Genomic DNA, 9,743 nt, shown 5'->3' on the forward strand with positions numbered 1-9,743 from the left:
GCCGGGCCGGCCGGGCCGGGCTCGGTGCCGGCGGCGCCGAACGCCACTGCCGCCACCGCCCGCCGGGCGGCCACGTCGGCGGCGAAGTCGGGCGAGTCCGCGGCCAGCACCCGCACGGGTACGTCGGAGAGCGTCGCCGGGTCGGCCAACGCGGCCGGGTCGAGGACCATCAGCGGGGCCTCCAGCACGTTCAGCCCCGCCGAGCGGGCCACCGCCAGCAGCTCCGGGGTCGTCTCGTGCACCCACTCGAAGGCCTCCGGCAGGCCCAGTTCCCGCTGGCGTTCCCGCACCGATGTCACGTCGGCCAGGGACGGCGGCGCGGCGGCGCCGATCCGGGGCCGGGCGTAGAACGGCCAGCCGGCGCCCTCGCGGACGAACAGCACCAACCCGCCGTGATCCTCGGCACCGGCGACGTCGCGGGGCACCGCGTCGTAGAAACGCTCCAACCGGTCGAAGATGTCCTTGTGCACCGAATCCACCGCGCGAGACTACACGTCCCAGACTCTGGACGGTGTGATCAATCTTGAGTGGCCTTGCGCCCCCAGCCCTAACGTAGACTCAATAGACCCACGGGCCGACGTCGTCCCCACCATGATCCAACCTGAGTGACGACAGGAGGCCCGGTGGCTCAGCCGTACGCGGACATGACACAGCCGCACCCGCACAGCCCACAGGCGTCCCCGACGCCCGGCCCCCATCCGCCCGCCCAGGGCCTCTACGACCCGGCGCAGGAGCACGACGCCTGCGGGGTGGCCTTCGTGGCGGACATGCACGGCCGACGGTCCCACGCGGTCGTCGCCAACGGGCTCGGTGCGCTCTGCCGCCTGGACCACCGGGGCGCCCGGGGCGCCGAGCCCAACACCGGTGACGGCGCGGGCATCATGATCCAGGTCCCGGACGCGTTCCTGCGCGCGGTCGCCGACGTGACGCTGCCACCGGCCGGCGAGTACGCCACGGGCCTGGTGTTCCTGCCCGACGACGACGCCGCCGAGGCCCGTGCCCGCCGGGTGGTCGAGAAGTACGCGCTGGTCGAGGGCGCGGAGCTGCTCGGCTGGCGGGACGTGCCGATCGAGCCGCAGGGCCTCGGCGACACCGCGCTGGCGGCCATGCCCCGGGTGCGGCAGGTCTTCGTGGCCGCCCACCGCCTCACCGACTCGCCCGCCGGGCCGGCCGGTTCCGCGCTGAGCGGCATCGACCTGGACCGGGTGGCGTTCTGCCTGCGCAAGCAGGCCGAGCGGGAGACCGCCGAGCGGGGCGTGCCGGCATACTTCCCGTCGCTGTCCAGCCGCACGATGGTCTACAAGGGCATGCTCACGCCCGACCAGCTGCCGGCGTTCTACCCCGATCTGCGCGACGAGCGGGTGGAGAGCGCGATCGCGCTGGTGCACTCCCGCTTCTCCACCAACACCTTCCCGTCCTGGCCGCTGGCGCACCCGTACCGGTTCATCGCCCACAACGGCGAGATCAACACGATCCGGGGCAACCGCAACTGGATGCAGGCCCGCGAGGCTCTTCTGCGTTCGCCGAACGTGCCGGGCAACATCCGGCGCGTCTTCCCGGTCTGCACCCCCGCCGCCTCCGACTCGGCGAACTTCGACGAGGTCCTGGAGCTGCTGCACCTGGCCGGGCGGAGCCTGCCGCACGCGGTCCTCATGATGATCCCGGAGGCCTGGGAGAACGACCCCGGGATGGATCCGGCCAAGCGCGCGTTCTACCGCTTCCACGCCAGCCTGATGGAGCCGTGGGACGGTCCGGCGTCGGTGGCCTTCACCGACGGCGAGATCGTCGGTGCGGTGCTGGACCGCAACGGGCTGCGCCCGGGGCGCTGGTGGCAGACCGACGACGGTCTCGTGGTGCTCGGCTCCGAGGCGGGCGTGCTGGACCTCGACCCCGCCCACGTGGTCGCGAAGGGGCGACTCCAGCCGGGCCGGATGTTCCTGGTCGACACCGTGGCCGGGCGGATCGTGCACGACGACGAGATCAAGTCCGAGTTGGCCGCCGCGCAGCCGTACGGCGAGTGGCTGCACGCCGGGCTGATCGAGCTGGACGACCTGCCGCCGCGTGAGCACACCGTCTACACCCACGACTCGGTACGCCGCCGCCAGCAGACCTTCGGCTACACCGAGGAGGAGCTGAAGGTCCTGCTCGCGCCGATGGCGCGTACCGGCGCGGAGCCGCTGGGCTCGATGGGCACCGACACCCCGATCTCGCCGCTGTCCACCCGCCCGCGGCTGCTCTACGACTACTTCCACCAGCTCTTCGCCCAGGTCACCAACCCGCCGCTGGACGCCATCCGCGAGGAGCTGGTGACCAGCCTGGCGTCGACGATCGGGCCGGAGGGCAACCTGCTCGACCCGGGCGCGGCGAGCTGCCGGCAGATCGTGCTGCCGCACCCGATCATCGACAACGACGAGCTGGCGAAGATCCTCTCCATCGACGAGGACGGCGACCTGCCCGGCTTCAAGGCGGTGCGGGTCTCCGGGCTGTACCGCATCCGCGAGGGCGCCGCCGGGATCAAGGCCCGGCTGACCGAGATCTGCCGGCACGTCTCCGAGGCCATCGAGGACGGCGTCCGCATCCTGGTGCTCTCCGACCGGGACTCCAACGCCGATCTCGCGCCGATCCCGTCGCTGCTGCTCACCGCCGCCGTGCACCAGCACCTGGTGCGGGAGCAGACCCGCACCCAGGCGGCGCTGATCGTGGAGTCCGGCGACTGCCGGGAGGTGCACCACGCGGCGGTCCTGATCGGGTACGGCGCGGCGGCGGTCAACCCGTACCTGGCGTTCGAGTCCGTGGAGGACATGATCACCACGGGTGCGCTGGCCGGCGTGCAGCCCGCTGCCGCGGTGCGCAACTACGCCAAGGCGCTCGGCAAGGGCGTCCTGAAGATCATGTCGAAGATGGGCATCTCGACGGTCTCGTCGTACTGCGGTGCGCAGGTCTTCGAGGCGGTCGGGCTGGACACCCGGCTGATCGACCGCTACTTCCGGGGCACCCCGAGCCGGATCGGCGGCGTCGGACTGGCCGGTGTGCACGCCGAGGTGGCCGCCCGGCACGCGCTGGCCTGGCCGCCGGCCGGCACCGCCGGCTCCGACCGGCTGGAGGTCGGCGGCGAGTACCAGTGGCGCCGCGAGGGTGAGCTGCACCTGTTCAACCCGGAGACGGTCTTCCTGCTCCAGCACGCCACCCGCAGCCGGCAGTACGACGTCTTCCGCCAGTACACGGCCAAGGTCGACGCGCTCGCCGCGCAGGCCGGCTCGCTGCGTGGGCTGTTCACCCTGCGCACCGGCGTCCGTCCGGCGGTGCCGATCGAGGAGGTCGAGCCGGCCACCGAGATCGTCAAGCGCTTCGCCACCGGCGCCATGTCGTACGGCTCGATCTCGGCCGAGGCGCACGAGACGCTGGCCATCGCGATGAACCGTCTCGGCGGCAAGTCCAACACCGGCGAGGGCGGCGAGGACATCGATCGGCTGCACGACCCGCTGCGGCGCTCCTCGGTCAAGCAGATCGCCAGTGGCCGGTTCGGTGTCACCAGCGAATACCTGGTCAACGCCGACGACCTGCAGATCAAGATGGCCCAGGGCGCGAAGCCCGGCGAGGGCGGCCAGCTGCCCGGCAACAAGGTGTGGCCGTGGATCGCCCGGACCCGGCACGCCACTCCCGGCGTCGGCCTCATCTCGCCGCCGCCGCACCACGACATCTACTCCATCGAGGACCTGGCCCAGCTCGTGCACGACCTGAAGTGCGTCAACCCGGCCGCCCGGGTGCACGTCAAGCTGGTCAGCGAGGTGGGTGTGGGCACCGTCGCCGCCGGTGTGGCCAAGCTCAAGGCCGACGTCATCCTGATCTCCGGCCACGACGGCGGCACGGGCGCGTCCCCGATGAACTCGCTCAAGCACGCCGGCACCCCGTGGGAGCTGGGGCTGGCCGAGGCACAGCAGACGCTGCTGCTCAACAAGCTGCGTGACCGGGTGACCGTGCAGGTCGACGGCCAGCTCAAGACCGGCCGGGACGTGCTGATCGCGGCGCTGCTCGGCGCGGAGGAGTTCGGCTTCGCGACCGCGCCGCTGATCGTCTCGGGCTGCGTGATGATGCGGGTCTGCCACCTGGACACCTGCCCGGTCGGCATCGCGACGCAGAACCCGGTGCTGCGTGAGCGGTACACGGGCACGCCGGAGTTCGTGGAGAACTTCTTCCTGTTCCTCGCCGAGGAGGTCCGGGGCTACCTGGCCGAGCTGGGCTTCAGGTCCATCGAGGAGGCCATCGGGCAGACCGAACTGCTCGACGTGGCCCCGGCGGTGTCGCACTGGAAGGCGCACGGGCTCGATCTGGCACCCGTCCTGCACCTGCCGGAACTGCCCGCCGGCGCCGCCCGGCGCGGGGTGCGCGCCCAGGACCACGGCCTGGAGCAGGCGCTCGACAACGAGCTGATCGCGCTGGCCCGTCCGGCCTTGACGGAGGGGTCGCCGGTCCGCGTCGAGGTCGCGGTGCGCAACGAGCACCGCAGCGTCGGCGCGATGCTCGGCGGCGAGGTGACCCGCCGCTTCGGCGGGGGCGGCCTTCCGGACGACACCGTCGAGTTCGTGCTGCACGGCACCGCCGGGCAGTCGTTCGGCGCGTTCCTGCCGCGCGGGGTGACCCTGCGTCTGCACGGCGACGCCAACGACTACGTGGGCAAGGGCCTCTCCGGGGGCCGGCTCATCGTCCGTCCGGACGCCGCCGCGCCGTTCCTCGACCCCGACGCCGAGCCAGGGCAGCGTGCGGAGGATCAGATCATCGCCGGCAACACCATCCTGTACGGCGCCACGGCGGGCGAGGTCTTCCTGCGCGGCCGGGTGGGGGAGCGGTTCGCGGTCCGCAACTCCGGCGCGGTCGCCGTCGTCGAGGGCGTCGGGGACCACGGCTGCGAGTACATGACCGGCGGCACGGTGGTGGTGCTCGGCGCGACCGGCCGCAACTTCGCCGCCGGCATGTCCGGCGGGACGGCGTTCGTGCACCTGTTGGACCGTGCCCGGGTCAACACGGAACTGGTCGACCTCGCGCCGCTGGGCGAGCAGGAGCAGGCGCTGCTGCACGAGCTGGTGCAGCGACACGTGGCCGAGACCGGGTCGGCGGTCGCCGAGGACCTGCTCAAGCGCTGGCCGGAAGCGGTGTCCGAGTTCACCGCAGTGGTACCCCGCGACTACCGCCGGGTGCTGGAGATCATGCGGGCCGCCGAAGCAGCCGGCCGCGACGTCGACGACGCGGTGATGGGCGCGCTCAGCGCGCCCATCGCGCCGGTGCCGCCCGCCCCGCGGGTGGCTGCCCAGGAGGTGGCACGTGCCTGACCCGAACGGTTTCCTGCGCTACGACCGGCGGCTGCCGGCCCGCCGCCCGGTGCCGGTGCGGATCAGTGACTGGCGGGAGGTGTACCCGCCGGCCGGCGAGGAGCTCATCCGCGAGCAGGCCACGCGGTGCATGGACTGCGGCATCCCGTTCTGCCACGACGGCTGCCCGCTGGGCAATCGCATCCCGGACTGGAACGACCTGGTCCGCACCGGCAACTGGGACGCCGCGGTGGAGTCGTTGCACGCCACCAACAACTTCCCGGAGTTCACCGGCCGGCTCTGCCCGGCGCCCTGTGAGGCGGCCTGCGTGCTGGGTATCGCCGGCGGCCAGCCGGTCACCATCAAGCAGGTCGAGGTGGAGATCGCTGACGCGGCAGCGGCGCGCGGGTTCACCCCGCGCCCGGTGCCGGCGCCGTCGGGCCGGTCGGTCGCCGTGGTCGGTTCCGGGCCCGCCGGTCTGGCCGCCGCACAGCAACTGGCCCGCGCCGGTCACGCCGTGACGGTGTACGAGCGCGACGACGCGATCGGCGGCCTGCTCCGGTACGGCATCCCCGACTTCAAGTTGGAGAAGCGGCACATCGACGCCCGGTTGGCGCAGCTCGCCGCCGAGGGGGTGCGCTTCCGTACCGGTGTGAACGTCGGCGTCGACGTCACCGCCGAGCAGTTGCGCACGGAACACGACGCGGTGCTGCTGACCTGCGGGGCCTTGCAGGGCCGGGACACCCCGGAGACCCCGGGCCGGGCGCTGCGGGGCGTACACCAGGCGATGGCGCACCTGGTCGCGGCGAATCGCGCGGTCGCCACGGCGGCCGGCGGCGGGCCTGGCGTGGCGGTCACCGGCGAGGGCCGCGCGGCCCGGGCGGTGCTGCCGGACGGCACCCCGATCGACGCGGCCGGCAAGCACGTGGTGATCATCGGCGGCGGTGACACGGCGGCCGACTGCCTCGGTGTCGCCCACCGGCAGGGCGCTGCCGGCGTGCACCAGCTCGACCTGTACCCGCAGCCGCCGAGCGAGCGCGACGAGGCTCGGGATCCGTGGCCGACGTGGCCGTGGGTCCTGCGCAGCTACCCGGCCCACGAGGAGGGTGGCGAGCGGGTCTTCGCCGTGGCCGTGCAGGAGTTCGTGGACGACGGCACCGGTCAGGTGCGCGCGGTGCGGATCGCCGAGGTGACCGTCGAGAAGCGCGACGGCCGGCGGATGGTCACCGTCGTCCCGGGCTCCGAGCGGGAGCTGCCGGCGGACCTGGTGCTGTTGGCGATCGGTTTCGAGGGCACGGAGCAGCAGCCGCTGCTGGAGCAGTTCGGGGTGACCCGCAACCCGCGGGGGGCGATCGACGCCCGCGACGACTGGCAGACCGCCGCCGACGGCGTGTTCGTCGCCGGTGACATGCACCGGGGCGCCTCGCTGATCGTGTGGGCCATCGCCGAGGGGCGCGCGGCGGCCGCCGCGATCCACGGTTACCTGGGTGGCGCTGGCGCGCTGCTGGCGCCGGTCGGTCCGGCCGCGCAGCCGCTCGCCGTTCGCTGAGGAGTTCCCGGCGCCGTCCGGCCGGCGTGGCAGGTATCTGCCACGCCGCCCGGACGGCGGTGAGACAGCTGTCACCGCTGACGGGACGAAGCGGCACGAAGATCATCGTTACGCTCCGGTCATGGACAATGAGGAGCGGTTGCGGCGTACGCGCCGGTGGCTGTGGATCGTGCTGATCGGCCTCTTCCTGAGCGGTGCCACCGCTTTCCCGCTGGAGATCGAGGTGCGCTGGCTGCTGCGCGCGCTGGATCCGCTCGCGGGCCAGGTGCCGGCGCTTGTCGACTGGATCGAGCGGGTCCACACCGGCCTCGTGACGGCGGGGCAGGACTACCCGTTCCTGCTCTACGGCACCGACTGGCTGGCCTTCGCCCACCTGGTGCTGGCGGTGGCGTTCTGGGGGCCGCTGCGTGACCCGGTGCGCAACGTCTGGGTGGTGCAGGTCGGCATGATCGCCTGCGCGGGGATCGTTCCGCTGGCGCTGATCTGTGGCCCGATCCGGGACATCCCCTGGTTCTGGACGCTCATCGACCTGTCCTTCGCGGTCGGGGCGTTCCCGCCGCTCTGGTTCGCCTACCGGCACATCCGGGCCGTCGAGGCGAGCACGGCCGAGGCCGCGGGGTCCCCGGCGACCGTGGGCCGTCCGGTGGCGCCGGCGTCCTGAGCCGCCGCCCCAGATCCGGTCGCTGGCGGCGACTCCGGCCCGGAGGCCAGCCTCCCTCGCTCCTCCTCCTCCCCCCACGCGTCGCCTACCAGCTGCTGCGCGCTGGTCTCGCCGGCGGCAAGGGCGTCCTTTGCTCTGCTTCACTCCACGCAACACCGCGCGTCCGATAATCGGACAACCGGTGTTGCGTCGGTTGAAGCAGAGCAAAGGACGCGTGGGGGAGGGGCGACGGGGCGCAGCGGTGGCAGGTGAGATCGCTCCGACGGGACCGGTGGGTGGGTACGCAGAAAGGCCCGCCGCACGGGCGACGGGCCTTTCGGGTGACGACTGCCGCTAGTGCGACAGCAGGCGGTGCGCCTCGTGACCCTCGCGGATCTTGGCCCAGGACTTCGGCTCGACCGGCGGGGCGGCCTTGCGGGCGGCGCTGGCCACGTCCGGCCGGCCCGGGGTGAACAGCCAGGTGGTGAACAGCTCGTCCAGGTCCAGACCGGAGATCCGCTCGGCCAGGGCCTGGAATTCCTCGATGGTGCCGTTGCCGTACCGGTGTTCGGCCGTCCACGCCGGCAGGATCGCGAAGAACGCGTCGTCGCCGACGGCCAGCCGCAGCTGGTGCAGGGTCATCGCGCCCCGGTCGTAGACCGCGTTGTCGAAGACCCGGTCCGCGCCCGGGTCACCGGGCAGCACCTGCCAGAACTCGTCGTCGGCCGGGTAGCTGGCGTAGGTGAAGTCGAAGACCTCCTGCGCGGTGCCCTCGTCCTGCTCCTCGGACCAGAGCCACTCGGCGTACGAGGCGAAGCCCTCGTTGAGCCAGATGTTGCGCCACTCGGCCACCGAGACCGAGTCGCCGAACCACTGGTGGGCGTTCTCGTGGGCGACCACGTACGTGTTGGCGCCGCGACGCCAGAAGCCCGGGCCGTACACCGGGCGGGTCTGCGTCTCCAGGGCGAAGCCGATGCCGTCCACCGGCCCGGCCACGCCACCTCGCGCCTCGAACGGGTACGGGCCGAAGATCCCGCTCTCCCAGTCGGTGATCTCGCCGGTGCGTTCGATGCTGGCCCGCGCGGCCGGCCCGAGCGCCCCCAGCGAGGTGCTGTACGCGTTGATCACCGGCTGACCGCCCGGCGTGGTGTCGGTGACGATGTCGTACTGACCGATCGCCATGAAGGCCAGGTAGGTGGCGGTGGGGGAGGTGGTCCGCCAGATCCACCGGGTGCGGTTGCCCGCCTCGGCCGCCGGCGGACGAGGCTGCACGCCGTTGCTGATCACCTCGACGCCGGTGGGCACCGAGACCGAGATGTCGAAGGTGGCCTTGTCCAGCGGGTGATCGTTGCTCGGGAACCACCACCACGCCGACTCGGGCTCGTTGACCGCGAGCGCCCCGTCGTCGGTGCGCGTCCAACCGGTGTAGCCGCCGACCAGGGTCTCCGACGGGATGCCGTCGTAGCGCACCACGATGGTGAGCTGCTGGCCCCGGGTGATCGTGCGGGTCGGGGTGATGACCAGCTCGTGCGCGCCCGCCTTGGTGGCGCCGGCCTCCCAGCCGTTGACCCGCACGGACTCGACGTCGAGCAGGAAGTCCAGGTTGAACGTCGAGAGGTCCTGCGTCGCGGTGGCGAGGATCGTGGTGGTGCCGGTGAGCCGGTCGGTGGCCGGGTCGTAGCGCAGCCGGACGTCGTAGTGCGAGACGTCGTAGCCACCGTTGCCGTAGTCGGGGAAGTAGGTGTCGCCCAGGCCGGGAGCGCCGGGTTGCGGCGCGACCGAGACGACGGGCCGGCCCCAGCCCGTCGTGGCGGCCTGGGCGGGTGCGCCGGTGAGCATGGTGCCGGCGGTGGTGAGGGTCAGGGCGGCGGTGGCCGCCGTGAGGACTCGTCGCACGAGGTGGACTCCCTCCATCGGGTGTACGCACCGCCAACCTAATCGACAACTGTGAACGTCGCTGGCCCGGCGCGCGGCGGGCGTGTCACGCGTCGGCCGTCGCGAAAGCGCGGGTCGCTACTGTCCCGGTGTCACCGCTGTCCGTTAGGGTTTCGTCCGAACCGGACGGCCGTGGCGTGGGAGGCAGAGCGTGGGCAGGCTCGCGTCGGCGTACGGGCAGGCGGTCACCGCCCACCGGGCGGCCCGCGCACACCTGGATGCCGCCCGGGGCGTGCTCGGCGCGGCGCCGGCTCCGCCGCCGCAGTCGGGCGGGGGTGACCTCGTGGCCCGACTCGCGCGCCTCGGCGGCGCG

General features: G+C 72.7%; 4 protein-coding genes and 1 pseudogene. 3 read left to right on the forward strand and 2 right to left on the reverse strand.

From position 1 onward, the window contains the following. Nucleotides 1–470: pseudogene (locus B0E54_RS31385) on the reverse strand (GNAT family N-acetyltransferase); the annotation flags it as partial. A gap of 174 nt (nt 471–644) precedes the next feature. On the opposite strand from B0E54_RS31385, the gene gltB reads away from it, so the two are divergent. From gltB to B0E54_RS31400, 3 genes are all read left to right on the forward strand, one after another. Next, nucleotides 645–5,327, forward strand: coding sequence for a glutamate synthase large subunit (gene gltB / locus B0E54_RS31390; RefSeq protein WP_234591445.1), 4,683 nt, complete (start codon nt 645–647; stop codon nt 5,325–5,327). After that, nucleotides 5,320–6,855 (forward strand): glutamate synthase subunit beta, encoded by a 1,536-nt coding sequence (locus B0E54_RS31395; RefSeq protein ID WP_234591440.1) that lies wholly within the window; start codon nt 5,320–5,322, stop codon nt 6,853–6,855. The genes gltB and B0E54_RS31395 overlap by 8 nt, the downstream gene beginning before the upstream one ends. A 121-nt stretch (nt 6,856–6,976) precedes the next feature. Beyond that, nucleotides 6,977–7,516, forward strand: coding sequence for a hypothetical protein (locus tag B0E54_RS31400; RefSeq protein ID WP_234591441.1), 540 nt, complete (start codon nt 6,977–6,979; stop codon nt 7,514–7,516). Between the two features lie 333 nt (nt 7,517–7,849). Here B0E54_RS31400 and B0E54_RS31405 read toward each other — a convergent pair whose 3' ends face one another. Then, the gene (locus tag B0E54_RS31405) at nt 7,850–9,409 is read right to left on the reverse strand and encodes a M1 family metallopeptidase (protein WP_255787980.1); all 1,560 of its coding nucleotides are present in this window, start codon (nt 9,407–9,409) and stop codon (nt 7,850–7,852) included. Between the last annotated feature and the right edge of the window lie 334 nt (nt 9,410–9,743).

It is taken from the genome of Micromonospora sp. MH99 (assembly GCF_021442385.1).
Lineage (GTDB): Bacteria > Actinomycetota > Actinomycetes > Mycobacteriales > Micromonosporaceae > Micromonospora.

Excerpts from the sequence above, each read along its gene's own strand:
- gltB (WP_234591445.1), top strand. The coding sequence starts at position 645 with ATGACACAGCCGCACCCGCACAGCCCACAGGCGTCCCCGACGCCCGGC.
- B0E54_RS31400 (WP_234591441.1), top strand. The coding sequence starts at position 6,977 with ATGGACAATGAGGAGCGGTTGCGGCGTACGCGCCGGTGGCTGTGGATC.
- B0E54_RS31405 (WP_255787980.1), bottom strand. The coding sequence starts at position 9,409 with ATGGAGGGAGTCCACCTCGTGCGACGAGTCCTCACGGCGGCCACCGCC.